Origin of the sequence: Actinoplanes xinjiangensis, assembly GCF_003148685.1 — a bacterium.
GTDB lineage: Bacteria > Actinomycetota > Actinomycetes > Mycobacteriales > Micromonosporaceae > Actinoplanes > Actinoplanes xinjiangensis.
Genome location: NZ_QGGR01000004.1, coordinates 166,785 through 182,784, shown reverse-complemented (window position 1 = coordinate 182,784; position 16,000 = coordinate 166,785). Strand labels below are relative to the sequence as shown.

The 16,000-nt window shown below is 71.7% G+C and carries 15 protein-coding genes; 5 read left to right on the top strand and 10 right to left on the bottom strand.

Annotation, left to right across the window (positions count from 1 at the left end):
* Positions 1-130: 130 nt before the first annotated feature.
* The 3 genes from BC793_RS10640 to BC793_RS10630 all read left to right on the top strand — a co-directional run bounded on the left by BC793_RS10640 (position 131) and on the right by BC793_RS10630 (position 3,628).
* Complete coding sequence (locus BC793_RS10640; protein WP_146246228.1) at positions 131-1,396, top strand: FAD-dependent oxidoreductase; 1,266 nt, start codon at positions 131-133, stop codon at positions 1,394-1,396.
* Between the two features lie 165 nt (positions 1,397-1,561).
* Positions 1,562-2,551, top strand: coding sequence for a nucleoside hydrolase (locus BC793_RS10635; protein WP_239169851.1), 990 nt, complete (start codon positions 1,562-1,564; stop codon positions 2,549-2,551).
* A gap of 9 nt (positions 2,552-2,560) precedes the next feature.
* Positions 2,561-3,628: a DUF2293 domain-containing protein gene (locus BC793_RS10630; protein ID WP_109591796.1), complete on the top strand. Its 1,068-nt coding sequence runs from the start codon at positions 2,561-2,563 to the stop codon at positions 3,626-3,628.
* On the opposite strand, the gene BC793_RS10625 is transcribed toward BC793_RS10630, so the two are convergent.
* The 7 genes from BC793_RS10625 to BC793_RS10595 form a co-directional block, all read right to left on the bottom strand.
* Positions 3,594-5,951, bottom strand: a complete 2,358-nt coding sequence (locus tag BC793_RS10625; RefSeq protein ID WP_239169850.1) for a putative bifunctional diguanylate cyclase/phosphodiesterase — start codon at positions 5,949-5,951, stop codon at positions 3,594-3,596. The two genes, BC793_RS10630 and BC793_RS10625, sit on opposite strands and share 35 nt — an antisense overlap.
* A 107-nt stretch (positions 5,952-6,058) precedes the next feature.
* Positions 6,059-6,385, bottom strand: coding sequence for a hypothetical protein (locus BC793_RS10620; protein WP_146246227.1), 327 nt, complete (start codon positions 6,383-6,385; stop codon positions 6,059-6,061).
* A 17-nt stretch (positions 6,386-6,402) separates the two neighbouring features.
* Entirely contained in the window at positions 6,403-7,623 is a 1,221-nt protein-coding gene (locus BC793_RS10615; RefSeq protein WP_109591792.1) for a hypothetical protein, read from the bottom strand.
* Positions 7,620-7,928: a type VII secretion target gene (locus BC793_RS10610; protein WP_109591790.1), complete on the bottom strand. Its 309-nt coding sequence runs from the start codon at positions 7,926-7,928 to the stop codon at positions 7,620-7,622. Before BC793_RS10610 ends, BC793_RS10615 begins: the two co-directional genes overlap by 4 nt.
* On the bottom strand, positions 7,925-8,299 hold the full coding sequence (locus BC793_RS10605) for a YbaB/EbfC family nucleoid-associated protein (protein ID WP_109591788.1): 375 nt from the start codon (positions 8,297-8,299) through the stop codon (positions 7,925-7,927). Before BC793_RS10605 ends, BC793_RS10610 begins: the two co-directional genes overlap by 4 nt.
* Before the next feature lie 76 nt (positions 8,300-8,375).
* A complete protein-coding gene (locus BC793_RS10600) occupies positions 8,376-9,107 on the bottom strand; it encodes an alpha/beta fold hydrolase (protein ID WP_109591786.1) in 732 nt (243 codons plus the stop codon).
* Positions 9,108-9,417: 310 nt separating this feature from the next.
* Positions 9,418-10,161, bottom strand: a complete 744-nt coding sequence (locus BC793_RS10595; RefSeq protein WP_109591784.1) for a hypothetical protein — start codon at positions 10,159-10,161, stop codon at positions 9,418-9,420.
* Positions 10,162-10,229: 68 nt separating this feature from the next.
* Between BC793_RS10595 and BC793_RS10590 the strand changes: the two genes are divergently transcribed.
* Positions 10,230-10,607, top strand: a complete 378-nt coding sequence (locus BC793_RS10590; protein WP_146246226.1) for a hypothetical protein — start codon at positions 10,230-10,232, stop codon at positions 10,605-10,607.
* A gap of 42 nt (positions 10,608-10,649) precedes the next feature.
* On the opposite strand, the gene BC793_RS10585 is transcribed toward BC793_RS10590, so the two are convergent.
* From BC793_RS10585 to BC793_RS10575, 3 genes are read right to left on the bottom strand one after another with little or no spacing between them, the layout of a single operon-like run.
* Positions 10,650-11,048: a hypothetical protein gene (locus BC793_RS10585; RefSeq protein WP_146246225.1), complete on the bottom strand. Its 399-nt coding sequence runs from the start codon at positions 11,046-11,048 to the stop codon at positions 10,650-10,652.
* 13 nt (positions 11,049-11,061) lie between these two features.
* Positions 11,062-13,605 carry a CHAT domain-containing protein gene (locus tag BC793_RS10580; RefSeq protein WP_109591778.1) on the bottom strand — a complete coding sequence of 848 codons (2,544 nt, stop codon included), beginning with the start codon at positions 13,603-13,605 and terminating at the stop codon, positions 11,062-11,064.
* Entirely contained in the window at positions 13,602-13,892 is a 291-nt protein-coding gene (locus BC793_RS10575) for a tetratricopeptide repeat protein (protein WP_203896108.1), read from the bottom strand. Before BC793_RS10575 ends, BC793_RS10580 begins: the two co-directional genes overlap by 4 nt.
* Positions 13,893-14,666: 774 nt before the next feature.
* Between BC793_RS10575 and BC793_RS10570 the strand changes: the two genes are divergently transcribed.
* On the top strand, positions 14,667-15,998 hold the full coding sequence (locus BC793_RS10570) for a hypothetical protein (protein ID WP_109591774.1): 1,332 nt from the start codon (positions 14,667-14,669) through the stop codon (positions 15,996-15,998).
* The last annotated feature ends 2 nt before the right edge of the window (positions 15,999-16,000 follow it).

Below are 16,000 nucleotides of genomic sequence, written 5' to 3'. Positions count from 1 at the left end.
CAGGAATGCTATCGAGAGCCATCAAGCCGAGCAGCCCTGAGCAGGGGATCCGACAGGTGCGGGTCAGCCGGGAGCCTGACGGGCGCCGAATCGGCGGCAGGCCGGGGCGCGGGCCGGAATCATCCGGGGTGTGACACATGCGGTGATCATCGGGGCCAGTGTCGGCGGGTTACTTGCGGCACGGGCCCTCAGTGGAGCGTTCGAGCAGGTCACCGTACTGGAGAGGGACCGGCTGCCGGCGGGGGCGGCGGCCCGGCGCGGGGTACCGCAGAGCCGGCAGGCGCACGCCCTGCTCGCCCGGGGCAGCATGGCGCTCGACGAGCTGTTCCCCGGGTTCGTGGCGGAGATGCTCGGGGCCGGGGTGCCGGCCGGTGACCTGCACGCCGACTGCCACTGGTATCTGGACGGGCATCCGATGCGCCGGGCCCCGTCGTCGATGCCGGTCTACGGGGTGACCCGGCCTCTGCTGGAGCACCTGATCCGGGAGCGGGTGCGGGCGCTGCCGAACGTGACGATCATCGACGCGGCCGAGGTGACCGGGCTGCTGCACGACGGGCGGATCCGCGGGGTCCGGACCTCGGACGGCACGATCGGGGCCGGTCTGGTCGTCGATGCCGGGGGCCGGGCGAGCCGGCTGCCGTTCTGGTTGCGGGAACTGGGGTACGGCGAGGTGCCGGTCAGCACCGTGCGCACCGGCGTGGTCTACACGACCCGGCACTACCGGTACGAGCCGGGCCGTATCGGGTTCGCCGTGATCAACGCGCCGTACCCGGGTATGCCGCGTACCGGCGTGACGATCCGGCAGGAGGGCGATCGGGTGGTCCTGTTCCTCGGCGGGATCCTGGGCGAGGCACCGCCGGCCGACGACGCCGGGGTGATGGCGTTCGCCGAGTCCCTGCCGGGACCGGAGATCAGGGACTTCCTGCGTACGGCGGAGCCGCTCGACGATCCGGTCCGGATGCGTGTCCCGGCCAGTGTGCGCCGCCACTACGAGCGGATGCCCCGCCTCCCCGAGGGCCTGGTCGCCGTCGGTGACGCGGTGTGCAGTTTCAATCCGATCTACGGTCAGGGGATCACGGTCGCCGCTCTACAGGCACTGGCGCTGTCCCGGACCGCCGGCACCGGCCGCTGGTTCGCCGGTGCCGCCCGCACGATGGACGTCCCCTGGTCGATGGCGACCGCCACCGATCTCCGGTTCCCGCAGGTGGCCGGCCCACGGCGGGCCGTGGACCGGCCGCTCGACGCCTACCTGCGGCGGTACCGGGCGGCGGCCGCCCACGATCCGGATCTGGGCGCCGCGTTCCTGCGGGTCTCCAACATGCTGGCCGGGCCCGCCCACCTGCTGACCCCGGGCCGCCTGCTGCGGGTCCTGCTCAGTCCAGTTCGTCGGAGGTGAGGCCCCGCCTGTCGGCGATCGCCTCGATGCAGCCCGTCTCTGCGGTCACCGGGATCGGTGTCGTCCGGCGCCCATGCCCGGGGTGCGTGCGAGGCTGGTGGTGCGCTCCATGACGTCACCGCGCCACCCCAGCCACCGCCGTTCCGCAGAGGAGTCGTCCGAACAGTGCGAGCCGTACCGATCGCCCAGCACGCCGCGGACCTGCCACCCGGGACCACCCGGACCGATCCGATGATCATCGACTGCGATCCGGGGCACGACGACGCGCTGGCGCTGCTGCTGGCCGTGGGCGACCCGCGGGCCCGGCTGCTCGGCGTCACCACCGTCGCCGGCAACCAGACACTCGAGAAGACGACCCGGAACGCGTTGCGTGTCCTCGCCCTCGCCGGCGCCGTCGACGTCCCGGTCGCCGCCGGGTGCGACCGGCCCCTCGTCGGTGACCTGACCGTGGCCGAGGACATCCACGGCGTCTCCGGTCTCGACGGTCCCGACCTGGACGTGCCGGTCGCCGAGCCGGCCGCCGTGCACGCGGTCGAGCTGATGCGGCGGCTGATCACCGGCGCCGCCGGGCCGGTCACCGTGGTCGCCACCGGGCCGCTGACCAACGTGGCCCTGCTGCTGCGCCGCCACCCCGAGGTGCTGCCGGGAATCCGCCGGATCGTCTTCATGGGCGGCTCGACCGAGCGGGGCAACACCACACCGTACGGCGAGTTCAACATCGTCACCGACCCGGAGGCGGCCGACATCGTGCTCCGGTCCGGGGTGCCGGCCACGATGATCGGGCTGAACGTCACCCATCAGGCGCTGGCCACCACGGAGATCATCGCCGAGTTCCGTGGGCTGGGCACCCGGCTCGGCGGCGTCTGCGCGGAGCTTATGACGTTCTTCGCGGCGACCTATCAGCGGGTGTTCGGGTTCCCCCATCCACCGGTGCACGATCCGATCGCCGTGGCCCGGATCCTCGACCCGTCGATCGTCCGGACCGTCGCCGCTCCGGTCGACGTCGAGCTGGCGGGGGCGTACACCCGCGGCGCGACCGTCGTGGACCTGCACCACCGCACCGGGCGGCCGCCGAACGCGGACGTCGCGGTCGATCTGGACGTGGACGCCTTCTGGCGCCTGCTCATGACGGCCGTCCGGAACCTGGGCCGGTAGCATCCGGCCATGCAGGTCGCCACCAGACTGGAGCGGCGGGTGGTCGCCGCCGCCGAGGAGGCCCTGACCCGGCAGCGGCAGGTCGGCCCGGTCGACGTGCTGGCCGGGATGGGCTGGCTGCCGCCCGGCCGGGTCACCGACTGGCGGCAGGGCCGCGCCCCGCACCTGGAGTCGATCGCCGCGGTCTCCGCCGACCGGCTCGCCGACGCGCTGGAGATCTTCCGGCGCTGGGTGGACAGTCGTGACCTGCGGCCCAGCGAGATCGACTACGTGGCCGCCACCCGCGACCGGCGGCCACTGCGGTTCACCGCCGCCGGCGAGCCGGAGCGGGAGGCCGCCTACCGGACACACTGGATGGCCGCCGACCTCACCGACAGCCAGCGGGACCGGCTGACCACCCGGCAGAGCAGACCCCCGGACCTGGTCGTCGTGCAGCCGGCCAAAGCCTTCACCTGCGCCGGATGCGGCCTGACCGACGACGGCATGCTGATCATGGAGGATGCCGGACCGGTCTGCCTGACCTGCGCCGATCTGGACCATCTGGTGTTCCTGCCGGCCGGCGACGCGGCCCTGACCCGCCGCGCCCGGCAGGCCACCCGCCTGTCCGCCGTCGTGGTCCGGTTCAGCCGCTCCCGCCGCCGGCACGAACGCCGGGGCCTGCTGGTCGAGCGGGCCGCCGTCGAACAGGCCGAGCAGCAGTGCCTGTCCGACGAGGAGGCCCGGGCCCGCCGCCGCGAACGGGACCGGGTGCGCCGCGAGGCCGCCGACGAGACGTTCCAGCAGAGGCTGGCCGAGCAGATCGCCGACCTGTTCCCCGGCTGCCCACCGGACCGGGCCGACGAGATCAGCCGCCACACCAGCATCCGCGGCAGCGGCCGGGTCGGCCGCAGCGCCGCCGGCCGGGCCCTCGACCCGGAAGCGGTGACCCGCGCCGTCGTCGCCTCGATCCGGCACGAGGACACCACCTATGACGACCTGCTGATGTCCGGGGTCCCCCGGGACGAGGCCCGCGCGCGGATCCGCGCCGACATCGATCGTGTGCTCACCCTCTGGCGGGCGGCCGGACGGCCCGGCTGATCTCTCTGGTCCGCTCGGCGGACGGCGACGGCCGGCCCCGCTGATGGGCCAGCAGGCGGGACACTCCCTCGGCGGCCATCGGATGACCGAGGTAGAAGCCCTGGCCGACGGTGTAACCGAGATCGAGGAGGGCGGCCACCTGCTCGGGACTCTCGATCCCCTCGGCGACGGTGTCCAGGCCGAGCGCGTGCGCGAGCTGGATCACGGCACGGGCCACCGCCTGCCGGGCGTCGGCGGCGGCCGGCCGGCCGTCGTCGATCTCGATCCCGTCTACGAACGACTTGTCCAGCTTGACGATGGCGGCGGGGAAGGCACGCAGCAGACTCAGCGACGACTCCCCGGTGCCGAAGTCGTCCAGGGCGAGGCGGATACCCATCCGGTCGAGTTCGTGCAGGGTCCGGGACACCTGCGGGCCGCGGAGCACCGCCGATTCGGTGACCTCCAGGACCAGCCGTTCACAGGGCAGGCCGCTGTCGGCCAGCGCGGCGGCCACGTCGGACACGAAGTCGGGATCGTGCAGCTGCCGGGCGGAGACGTTGAGGCCGGCCTCCTGGAGCCCGTCCGGCCCGAACTCGGCGAGCCAGGCGACCGCCTGCCGGCACGTCTCCCGCAACACGAACCGGCCCAGCGGCACGATCAGGCCGGTACGTTCGGCGGCCGGGATGAACTCGGCCGGACTGACCATCCCGCGGCCCGGATGGTGCCAGCGGACCAGCGCCTCCACCCCGATCACCCGGTTGCAGTCCAGGCGCACGATCGGCTGGTAGACCACCCGGAACTCGTCGTCGTCCAGGGCCCGCCGCAACTCGGCACCGAGTTGCATGTGCGCCAGGACCGGCTCCCCCATCCCGTCCACATAGCGCACGAACCCGGCCTTGCCGCGCTGCTTGGCGGTGAACACGGCGACGTCGGCGTCGCGCAGCACCGAGTCGACGGTCGCACCGGGCGAGGCCACGGCGATGCCGATGCTCGCCTGCACCAGCAGCCGGTGCTCGCTGATCGGGCGGGCGAGAGCACCCAGCAGCCGCCGGGCCAGTTCCTCGGGTACGGCGGCCGCCCCGGTCATGAGCACCGCGAATTCGTCGCCGCCCACCCGTACCGCCAGATCGTCGTCTCCCGTCTCGGCCCGCAACAGGCCCGCCACCGAGACCAGGAGGCTGTCGCCGGTGCCGTGCCCGAGCAGGTCGTTGACGGTCTTGAAGTCGTCCAGGTCGATCAGCAGCACCACCGCCGGGCCGGGCGCGGCGAGCGCGGCGGTGAGCCGGTCACGGAACAGCGCCCGGTTGGCCAGACCGGTCAGACCGTCGTGGCTGACCTCGTACTGCAGGCGGTCCTCCTGCCTCCGCGCGATGTGCAGCAGCCGGGCGTTCTCCCGGTAGGCGAGGTACTGCCGGACCATCACCAGCGCGGTCACCAGGACCGCGGCGATCAGGACCACCCGGACCGGCCAGCGCAGCGGTGCGCCGAGGGCGACCGCGATCAACGGCACATCGACCAGGATCATGGCGAGGTACGGCAGAAGCGCCCCGTGCCGGACCGGGTCGCGGCGCCGCCCCGCATCGGCCCGGATCTGCGCCGCGACACCGAGCGTGACCAGCACCGGGGCCAGCGGCATCACCACCGCCTGCGCCGGGACACTGGCGATGTAGCCGAACTGCACCGCGAGCACGGACACCGCCCCGGCCGGGACACCACCGCCGGCCGCGACCAGCCGCATCGCCGGCCCGTCGACCGGGCCGCCGCCGATGTACGACACCTTCGTCGCCGCGCCGACCGCGACCAGCAGACCGAGGCCGACCAGCAGCATCGCCTGCCGGCTCCACGGTTCGCGGGCGGACAGCATCGGCGCCAGACCGACATACCAGAGCACGGCCGCACAGCCGAGGAAGACGATCATCCGGTCCAGGGCCATCCGCCACCGCTCGGCACCACCGGCCGCGACGACCGGCACCCGGGCGAGCGCCCCGAAGGCGACCAGGAACCCGCGGGCCGTACAGGCCGCGGCGGGTGCCGGCATGCTCCGGGTCCGGGCCTGGTCGGCGTGGGCCAGCATGTCCACGGCCAGCCAGGTGTACCCGACGGTGATCAGGACGACGGCGACCAGCACGGCACGCCAGAACCGCCGGGCCACCGGGTCCGCGGCCCCCGTCAGATGCCGGACCGACACGGCGGCGACGGCACCACCTATCGGCACGAAGACGTAGGCGATCGCTTCACTCCCGGCACCGACGGTCAGAAAACCCACACACCAGACAGCACCGAGCGCGGCGACCGCGACGGTGGCCCGTACGTGGGTGGTCAACTGATGCGTGCTCCGCGTCACGGGCCAGACACTAGCGGCCCCGATGTGGACCGGATCTCCCCCAAACGTTCGACGTTCACCGATATATAGAGGGATCCGGACAGGCGGCCGCCGGTCGGCCCGCTATCTCACTCGTCGTCGTCCGGGGTGTATGGATCGGTCGGAATCAGACTGATGTCCGGAATAACCGCGGCTCTCTCCTCCGGCGTCGCGTCGAAGGAAAGCATCTCGGCGCCTGCGGGAATACCGACCCGCGGCAGGAAGATGCCGTGGTGGCCCACGTCGCACCACATCGTCGCGAAACCGATCCTGGTCTCCGGGCTGCCGGTGTACGTAATGCGCATCCGTCCCTGGTCACCTTCCGGGCACAGCACGTCGAGCCGGGCCGGCCAGGCCTCCCGAATCTTCGTGAAGGCATCGAACCACGCCTCCCACCGGCGGTTGGACTCCGTCATCTCGCGCATCGTCAGATCTACTCCGGGTCGAGTAAGTGCTTCCTGGATTGCCACCACTGTTCCTCATAGGCGTAGGCACGGACCTCATAGGCTGCGCGGTCCGCTTCCTTCCAGGGGAACTCCATCCCGCGGCGTAACTCGTCGAGGTGGAATCGCTCATGAGCCAGAGTCCTGGCCAGCTGTTCCTCGCTCATGAATGCGTCCCGGGCGAGCTTGATCTCGCCGTCGGGCATCGTCACCCCGTAGAACTCCCGGCCGGGGCCGGCCCCGCGGCGGATCTTGTCCAAAGACAGTCGGACACCATCCATGTCGATGCCGAACTTCGCCGCTACCGCGAGCACGTTCTCCCTGCTCATCAGGATCCTCTGGCCGTTGCGGACGATACCGTCGCCCTCCCGCAACAGGCCGTCCTCCATCACCTCACCGGAGCCGGCCTCGCTGCGGCCGGGCTGCGCCGCCGTCGGGGCGGGTCGGGTGAGGTGACCGAGCAGCTGCTTCAGGCGGGTGAGGAGGTCGGCGAGGTCGGCGAGTCTGCCGTTGAGGTGTCGCAGGCTGTTGAGCAGGGCCCGGATGAAGTGCTGGATCCGGTGGGCCCACTGGGAGACCAGGGTGGCGACCTGACCGGCGACCACCGGCGTGGCGAGGCCCAGCGTGATGCCCTCCGCGGCCAGCCACTGCGGCAACCGCACGGCCAGGGTGGCGACGAACTGGGCGATCAGGTCCCGCACGATCTCCCGGACCAGGCCGACCAGCAGGCCGGCGCCCTCGACCGCGTACGAGATCGCACTCGTGACCGTGGCGATCCCGTCGACCGCGGCTAGTTGCTCGCCGGCGTGGGCTCGGTAGGCGTCACCGGAGGCGCCGAGCCAGCCGGCGGTCTGGGTGCGTACCGCAGTCGCGTACCCCTGCCGGGCCTCCGCGGCCGCGGCCGCGACGTTGCGCCAGGTCGCTGCGTGGGCGGCGATCTCGTCCGGTCTGCCGGCCAACCGGTCGAGGACGTCCCGGAGGGGCTGGACGTGTTCCATCAGCCAGCCGACGCCCCAGGCGAAGAGCGAGCCGAGCGGGTCCACCGCCACCGCCACCGCGTTCAGGCTGCCGCCCACCCCGCCGAGGGTGGCGTCGACCCAGCTGTTGTTCCGGATGCCGTCGCTGATCTGGTGGGCGTCCTCCACCAGGCCCAGACCGGTCGACCAGGTGGTGGAACCGTGCGCCTGAGCCACCAGCGGGTTGCCCGTCACGGCTGCGCTCCGGTGATCCGGCGAGCGCTGTCCGCGTCGGTCTCCTCGATCGTCGCGGCGGTGGCACGCAACCTGTGCGCCGTCTCCGACAGGGCGTCGACCGCACCGTTCACGACGTCGACGGCCCCGTTGAACAGCGGATCCAGCAGGCCGGGCAGGAACTGGCAGAGCTCACCGTACGCCTGCCGGTCCATGCTCACCTCGCGCACCGCCGACCTGGCCAGAGCCATCTGCTCAACGGTCCCGTCAACCGTGTCGGCGTGCCGGCGTACCGCCTCGGCCGGGAACCGCATGCCGGTGCTCATCGCGCGTCCGGCGCCGGAAACCTGGTCTCGAACGAGTCGATCACCGCCCGTCCGGCTTCGCTGTCGGCACCGACCGTCGCCTGTACCTGGTCGGCTACCTCCGCTGACAGCACGGACTGCGCCCCCCGGATCACCGCCAGGATCTCGCGGGCCAGTTCCGGACCGGAGAGCTCGTGTACGCGATCGTCCAGTTCCAGCGTCTCCACCTGCCCGGCCGAGCCGACCCGCACCCGGATCGCCCCGTCGCGCCCGTCCGCGGATCCGGTCAGCGCGGCCACCCGCCGGGACAACTCGACGGCCTGTCGTGCTCGGGTGTCCACCTGGGACACCCACGAATCGAGCCATTCCTCCGCAGCATCGACATCGTTCACCGGTTCACGCTATCGACGGGAACCGTGCGGGTCGACCATGCCGGGCGACCTGACGGATAGACGACCGGAGACGGCGTCAGGCCGGGTGCCCGGCGCCGAGGTGGGCGTGGATCGCCGCCGCGAGCCGGGGGCCGGCGGTCGTGGCGGCGTTGTGTGCGGCACCGTCGATGGTCAGCGTCCGTGCGTACGGCGTGATCGAGGCCGCCCGTTCGAGCCAGGCGGCCGGTGTGATCGGATCGAGGCCGCCCCGGACCAGCAGGACCGGCACGCGGATCGTGGGCAGCTTCGCGTCGATCCGGTCGGTGACCGCGTGACGCAGCGTCCGCAGGATGCGCCGCGGTCCGGCGTCGCGGATGTCCGCGGCCAGGATCGGCGTCTGCCGCCAGTCGTCGTGCAGCAGGTCACGGGCCAGCCGGCGCAACTGCGCGGCGGATGTCGCGGCGGCCGGGTCGGTGGTCGGCCCGACCAGCACGAGCGATGTCACCAGGTCGGGACGGCGCGTCGCCAGTTCGACGGCGACCTGGCAGCCGAACGAGTGGCCCACCAGTGCGGCGGGGCCGGTTCCGAGGCGGTCGAGGAGTGCGGCGATCGTCGCGGCGTGCCCGCCGACGTCGACGACGGTCCGGAGGCGGCCGGACAACCCGAAACCGGGCAGGTCGGGTACGAACACCGAGCGGCCGTCGAGGTGGCGGGCGGTGGGCATCAGGTAGCGGTGGGAGACCGCGAGCCCGTGGAGGAGGACGCACGGTGTCGTCCGGTCGGTGGCGACCCGTTGCCTGACATGCAGGTCGAGGCCCGCCGCGTCCACCCGCCGGCTGACGAACCCGTCGGCCGGCGCCGGTGCGGCGAGCGCGGCATGCAGTTCGGCGCTGGTCAGGTGCGTACTGATGAGGACTCCAGAGACCGAAAGGGATCAGCGGCCGCGGGAGTCCGGCCGGCATGAGGACTCTGCTCAGCTGATGCCCGGGCCGTCGCGGGTCAAACCCGGATCGGCTGAGCGAACCGCCGGCACCGCGTCCCTTCCCCACGGGGTCACCTCGCCGAGCGGCCGGACGTCGCGTCGTACACCGCGGCGAGGTGGGTTCAGGTGTCCGGGACCGGTGCCGCGCTCGGCGTCCCTACCGGATGTGGCTCGACATTCCGCCCAGCATCAGCGCCGACGCCAGGTCGAAGGCGATGTCCCGGTCGCCGCCGTGGTTCACCCCACCGAGCCGGTTGACCTCGAGGTACCAGGGTGACAGGCCGTCCCGCGGACCGTTCGGGCTCATGACGGTGCCGCCCAGGTGTTCCATACCGAACGTTTCGTACCGCTCGTCGTCGTCATCGTCATCGTCGTCGTCATCGGAGTCCGCGGGGGCCACGCCGGCCTGGGGATCGTCACGTTCGGCCAGCCACACCGCGCCCAACGGCGCGTACCTCGGCGGCACACCGTCCGGGTCCTGTTCGCCGTCCACCGGCGGTGCGGCGGGAACCGGACGGGCGGTTCGCGGTCCGGAATACTCGGCCTCCGTGAGCCACAGCAGGGCGAAGACCTGGTCGACACCGTCGTCGGCCAGTTGCAGATGCGGATGCGCTGGCACGGCCGTGCCGGGACTCGCCGGCCCGCGCCAGTAGAGGGCGTCGCACCACTGGAACACCGACACGGCGACCAGGTCCTCGCCGCGGCGCCGGTACTCCAGCGGAAGCCACAGGGTGAATCGGTGGTGCATCGGCTGACCGGTGCGCGGCGACCGGGGCCAGGTCACCGGGTCGATCGCAGGACCCTGGGGCCCCGCCCATCCGGCCGGGAGCAGCGCCGGCCGGCCGGGCGGCGGTGTCGCACCGTCACCGCCGACCACGATGTCGTACGCCTTCATGATCATCGCATCACCGTAGGCCACCGACGCCGTACCGTGTTCCTGGAATCACTCCACTGAGGACGGGAGCGGCAATGCGAGCGATGCGGGTCTGGGTGGCCGGTGCGGCGGTGGCGATCAGCGCGCTGGCGGGCTGTGCCGGCAGCAACCCGGCGACGCCGGCGACGGCGGCATCGACGTCCGAGGCACCGCGCGGAGCGGAGTTCCTGCAGCCTGGTCTGCGTTTCTCCGAGGGGCCGGAGGAGGGGTATCTGAGGGCGCTGGCCGGGGTGGACGCACGGCTGGCCGAGATCGACGGCGTTCTCAGTCACGGCCGGAGCATCTGCCTGGACATCCGGCAGGACAAGACGGACGCCCAGGTGGCCGGGAACGCCGCAACCCGGTTCAAGGTCGACGAGACGACCGCGAAGGCGATCGTCGAGGCGACCAGGGCCAGTCTCTGCAGGGTGTGACCCGGCCGCCCGATGCCGCTGAAACCCGGGTCGGACCGGGAGTCACGGCTCGACCGGGGTCGCCGACGGCGGGGGCTCGGCCACCAGCTCCACCACCCAGCGGGACTGCACCTCGTCCCAGCTCACCACCGCCCAGCCGGTACGGTCGACCGGCAGCCGTACGTTCTCCAGCCGGGCCGCCATCACCGGGGTGACCCGTTCCGGCAGTTGCAGCACCACCCGGGCGTCACGGGCGGCGAGGCTCACGACGCCCGCCTCCTTCAGCTCGGCTCGCGCCCCACGCCGGCTGCGCCAGGGGAGCCGGTCACGGATCGCCTGGTAGGCGTCCTCGCCCGCCCTGGTCGCCACGGCCTGGAGGAAGGGCAGCAGTGCAGAGCCGGCCAGGGCGCCGAGGATGAGCTCGGTGGCGCCGCGGTCGGTGCCGTCGGGTCCGTCAGTCACGTCGACCATGGTGTCATGGACCGAAGTGGATGTACGGCGCCCACGCCCCGGGCCCGTGCACCGCCCGTAGTTCGCGCACGGTCTCGTGCAGGGCGGTGGCCGCGTCCTCGGCGGTGTCCAGCCGGGCGTAGAAACCGGCCGCCACCTCGGCCGCCAGATGGTCCTTGATGGACCAGAGGGTGCCGATCACGTGCCGGAAACCGGCGATGTGGAACGCACCGGCCACGTGCAGCGCCTCGTCGTCGAGGTTCTCCCGCGGGACGCCGGTGTCGCAGGCGGAGAGGTAGGCGATGGCCGCGTCGTGCAGGCGCAGCCGGGCGATGTCGGAGACGGTGAGCTGATCCTGGAGGACGAGGTGACCGTCGGCCGAGCCGTCCGCGGCGCTGACCGCGTGACAGGCGAAGTGCGCCCACGAGTGGTGCGGCAGCGCGTCCAGCACCGCCCGGCGCACCGCGTCCTCGCCGGTCAGGACGCGACCGGCCGGCAGTGTCGCGGTCTCCGCCGCCACGCTGGGCAGCGGGGGCAGGCCGGGCGTGGTGGGCATGCTGACGACCAGCGGGTCGGACACCGGGCCGGCCGGCGGCGTGCGCCACGCGGTGACCAGGCTGCGGACCGTCGGCGCATAGGACGACACCACCCGGTCGCCGGCGGCGGCGTGCAGCGGGAGCGTGGTGAGCGGGCCGGTCGGCACCCACCACAGCCGGCTGCCCGGCGGCAGGTCCAGAGCGTCCAGGACCGGGCCGGTCACCTCGGTCCGAAGCCATTCCAGGGTCTCGTCCACCCGTTCGGCGACCGCCGCCCGGAACCGCAGAGCCCGCTGTGTCGCCTCGTCGAGCGTCAGCCGCAGCGGCAGCACCCGGATGCGGCCGTCGATCAGCAGGGCGTCGCAGCGCAGGCCGCTGATGTTCAGCACGACGACAGGACGGTGAACGGTGGTCGCGGCGATCAGGTCGTCGATCGGCGGGGGGCGTAGGAAGCGGGCGAAACCCGGCTGCTCCCGGATCTCGTGGATCAGCGCCTCCCACTCGGTGGCGAGGGCGTGGCGGTCCTCGCCGGGCAGTTCCGGGCCGGCCCCGGCTCTCGTGCTGAACGCCGCGCCCTCCGGCCGGTCCAGTGCGGTGCGCAACACCACGAACCGCTCGGCCAGCTCCGGGCGCAGACCGGTCAGCTCCGTACGAATATCGAGCGCGTGGCTCAGCAGCACTCCCCTGCCGTGTTCCAGCAGGCGCAGCGCGTCGACCGGGTCCCCCGCCTGCACGGCGCACGCCGCGGCATCCCGGGCCAGGCCGGAGAACGAGGCGAGCTGCCGCTCCCGGTCGGCGTGGGTCACGCGGCGCGGCGCGGTACGCGGAAGCAACGTCACCGCCAGGTCGAACCCGATCCGCGCCTCGGCCAGGTCGTCGCGGCTCAGCGCGGTGTTCGCCCACTGCCAGGCCGCTGACACCCGGACCCGTACCTGGACGGCGGGGTCGTTCGCCAGCTGCCGGAACACCTCCCGCGCCCGGTTGCCGGCGGCGACGTCACCGGACGCGGCCTGGAACGCCAGCGCCCAGCCCAGGTTGAGCAGCGCGTCGGAGCGCAGATGATGCCCGTCCGGAGTGGCGGCCACCGCCTCCTGTGCGAGCTCGACCATGCGCCGCCGTGGCCGTCCGCGGATCGTCTCCAACCGCCGGGCCCCGCTCAAGGTGATCAGCCGTTCGGTGCGGTTGGGGTGCCCCGGCGGGGTGGCGTCGACCGCCTTCTGCGCCAGGCCGGCGGCTTCGGACAGATCGCCCGGCCGGTGCCGCGCGGCGAACCGGTCGAGCAGCACCAGAGCCAGGTTGGCCTGGAACCGCGGCCGCAACGGGTGCTTCGGCGCCGCCGCCAGCGCGGCACGGCCCTGCTCGACCGCCTCGTCCAGCAGGGCACGGTCGCGGCCGCCGGTGGATCGATAGCGCAGCCTCAGCGCCTCGGCCAGGTTGGACCGCATGCCGGCCAGCTCATCACCGGGCCGGGCCGTCTGCACGGCCTCGCGAAAGAGGTCGACGGCCTCCACGAGCGCGGACGAGTCGTCGTGCTGCAACGACAGCGCGAGCAGGCCGTCGGCCACGTTGTTCAGCCGCCATGCGCGCCGCGGGTCGCCGGCCGAGGTGGTCGCCACGGCGGCACGCGCCTCCGCGACCGACGCGCCCAGGTCGGCCTGGTCGCCGGTGCGGCGCCACCGCAAGCGCAGCACCCCGGCCAGGTTCGCGTGGAACGACGGAATGGCCGGCGTGTGCTCGTCCGGGTACATCGCGAGCGCCTCACGGAACAGCCGGATCGCGGTGTCCAGGTCACCGGGATCACCGGACCGCTCGTACCGTGACCACATCGCCGTGCCGAGCCCGTTCACCGCGGTGCTGCGCACATCGACGTTGTGCGCGTAGTCGAGGACCGCGCTGAAGAGCGCGACGGCCGACTCCAGGTCGGAGAGGCGACCGGTCCGCTCGTACGCGGTATGCAGCCTCTCGGCCTCTGCGCAGGTGGCGACCAGCGTGTTGTAAAGCGGTGACCCCCACGGGTCGGGGATGCCGCTCAACGGGCCGCGGGGCCGTCCGGCTCGTTCTCCAACCGCTGAGCGAACGCCTCACCCAGCGGCCCACCGGCGCGCCGGAACCACTGCGCGGCCTCCCTGTTGCGGCCCTGCGACATCAGGCAGGTCGCGAGGTTGGCGGCGGCGTCGCTGTTACCCGCCTCGGCGGCCTTGCGATACCACTCGACCGCCTCATCGATCTTGCCGTCGAGTTTGAGGCGGTTGCCGAGCCGGTTCATCTCGACCGGGTCCCCACTCGACGCCGCCTGCCGCGCGGCGGTCCGGGAGGGCATCGGAGTGACGGAGAAGTGGGGCTCGGGCGGCGTTTCACGCTTGCGCCTGCGACCAAACATGTCGGGCACCTCCGGCCCCGAGTGTCGCATGGGGACTCAAGCGGAAGGCCCTCTCCCGCGCCGCTCCCCGGCGACCGGACCGGTCGGACATCGTCAAGCATCTGATCGCCGGAATGTATTAGCACGGCGCATCTCGCGTTCGCCCTATGCGCCGGAATCGAGCGGGTACGAGACCGTTTCCGCCTTTTGACCCGAGGAGAGTTGAGGCTGAGCCGACTCGCTCGCGGTTTGCACCGGTCCGGGTTCCAGAAACGACAAAGGCATACAGGGAGGCCGGCCACGGACGTATTGTGTTCCCGCTTGAACAGCCGGGAGGCGATACCGCCTGGGGCGACCACCGTGACGCGGGGTCTGGGGGTCGCTCCCAGGCAGGTTCCGTGGGCCGGACGTTGCACCATGCGAACCACACCACGACCGTTTCCGGCAAGCCCCTACTGGGACGTTTGACCAGCTCACGCACCCCGCGAGCCAGGTGATCGGTGGGTCGATGCGCCCGGCGAAGTTGCTCGCGACAGGCGGAAAACCATGATCGATCTCTGCCCGAGGGGTAGCGGTTCAGCATCCGTGGGAACGCTGAGACGCGGACTCCGTGGAACACCAGCAAGATCGAGAGGCTCGTCTCGAATCGCCGCGACCACTCGTTCGTGGGATGTCGATAGCTCGCGACCGGTGAATAGCCTGAATCATCGATGTCGCACGGGAAGGCCGCTGGCGGTGACCGAACGGACGCTGATCACCAAGGCCGCGTTGCGCAAGCTGCCGGCCAAGGCAGACGACGGAACCCCGTACTGCACGGAGTGCCGCAAGTACGGCGAACTCCATCGAATGGTCGCCAACGACGTCACGAAGTATCTCCAGTGCGAAGCATGGTCCGCGCCCACCTATACGGAGTGGGACCGGCTGACACACGAACAGATGATGGCCGGCGAACCGTGTCCTGGCTGCGGCGAGGAACTCGTCTCGATCGGTGAGGCGCCCTCGTGGAGCGGCAAAGGCACGATGTATCTGACCGCCGAGGAGCAGGCCGCCCGCACCGCTGCGGAGCAAGCCTTCAAGGAGCGGCACCCCTACTGCCACGCCGGGCGATGGAGTATGGCGGGCAGCGCGGTCAGCCATTGCGGACGATGCTGCCCGCCATCTCCGATGAGCCCCGACCAGATCCGCCGGATCTCGCAGATCCTTCAGGGCAGTGCAGAGGAACTGGTACGAAAGGCGCGGCGCGAAGGTACGAACTACGAGCGCCACGAGTCGGAGCGGCGGCTGCCCGGCCGAGCCCGGCCAGTCGCTGTGGTCCTACGCGAGTACAACGAACGCCGCGCCGAGGCCCTGGCAGCCGGGAAGGGAGAAGACCGGGCGTTGATGCGGTCCTCTTTCCCGGACGCGGAGCTGATGTTCCGGTGGCGGATGCAACTGGGCTGCGGCGACATCGTGGAGATCCTGACGTTTGGCGATGACCGGCCACCGACGGACATGACATGGTCGTGGGGCGGCAGCCCGCTGCGTAAAGGTGCTTACATCTGTACCACTCACCGGAGCCCCGAAACGCCGTACCAGGCGGTCAGTCGCTATCTCACGCGGTCGACGCTGGATCTCGAAGGCGACGAGCGCCTTCGGCGAGACCCTGAGACAGTCGGCTACTGGACCGTGAAGCTGGAATGCGGACACCTCGACCACCAGATCACGCCGCTGGATTGGAAGCCAGCGGACGGCCATCGGCAGACGGAACCGAACGATCCCGACGAGGTCGCCCGACGCAAGGCTCGGATGGAACAGATCAAAGAGCATCTCGGCGTAGCCGAGTACGCGCACGCGATCCGCCAGATCGAGCAGGGCCACCTCGATCCGGACCCGATGACGACGTGTTGGACATGCCAGTACGAACAACCCATCGTCGCCTTCCAGCGAGTGGGCTGGCTGGTACCACCGACTCCCGTCAAGGGCAGATCAGGAGCGGACACACCGGTCGCTCCCCGACCGACCCGCGTACAGCTGGAGAAACGCGTTGCCGACCTCGAAGCGGAGATCGCCCGCCTGAAGCAGCAGTAGGT

Coding starts and splice junctions, on each gene's coding strand:
- BC793_RS10610 (WP_109591790.1), bottom strand. CDS start 7,928: ATGAGCACCGGCATGCGGTTCCCGGCCGAGGCGGTACGCCGGCACGCC.
- BC793_RS10595 (WP_109591784.1), bottom strand. CDS start 10,161: ATGATCATGAAGGCGTACGACATCGTGGTCGGCGGTGACGGTGCGACA.
- BC793_RS10620 (WP_146246227.1), bottom strand. CDS start 6,385: ATGACGGAGTCCAACCGCCGGTGGGAGGCGTGGTTCGATGCCTTCACG.
- BC793_RS10590 (WP_146246226.1), top strand. CDS start 10,230: ATGCGAGCGATGCGGGTCTGGGTGGCCGGTGCGGCGGTGGCGATCAGC.
- BC793_RS10575 (WP_203896108.1), bottom strand. CDS start 13,892: ATGCCCTCCCGGACCGCCGCGCGGCAGGCGGCGTCGAGTGGGGACCCG.
- BC793_RS10630 (WP_109591796.1), top strand. CDS start 2,561: ATGCAGGTCGCCACCAGACTGGAGCGGCGGGTGGTCGCCGCCGCCGAG.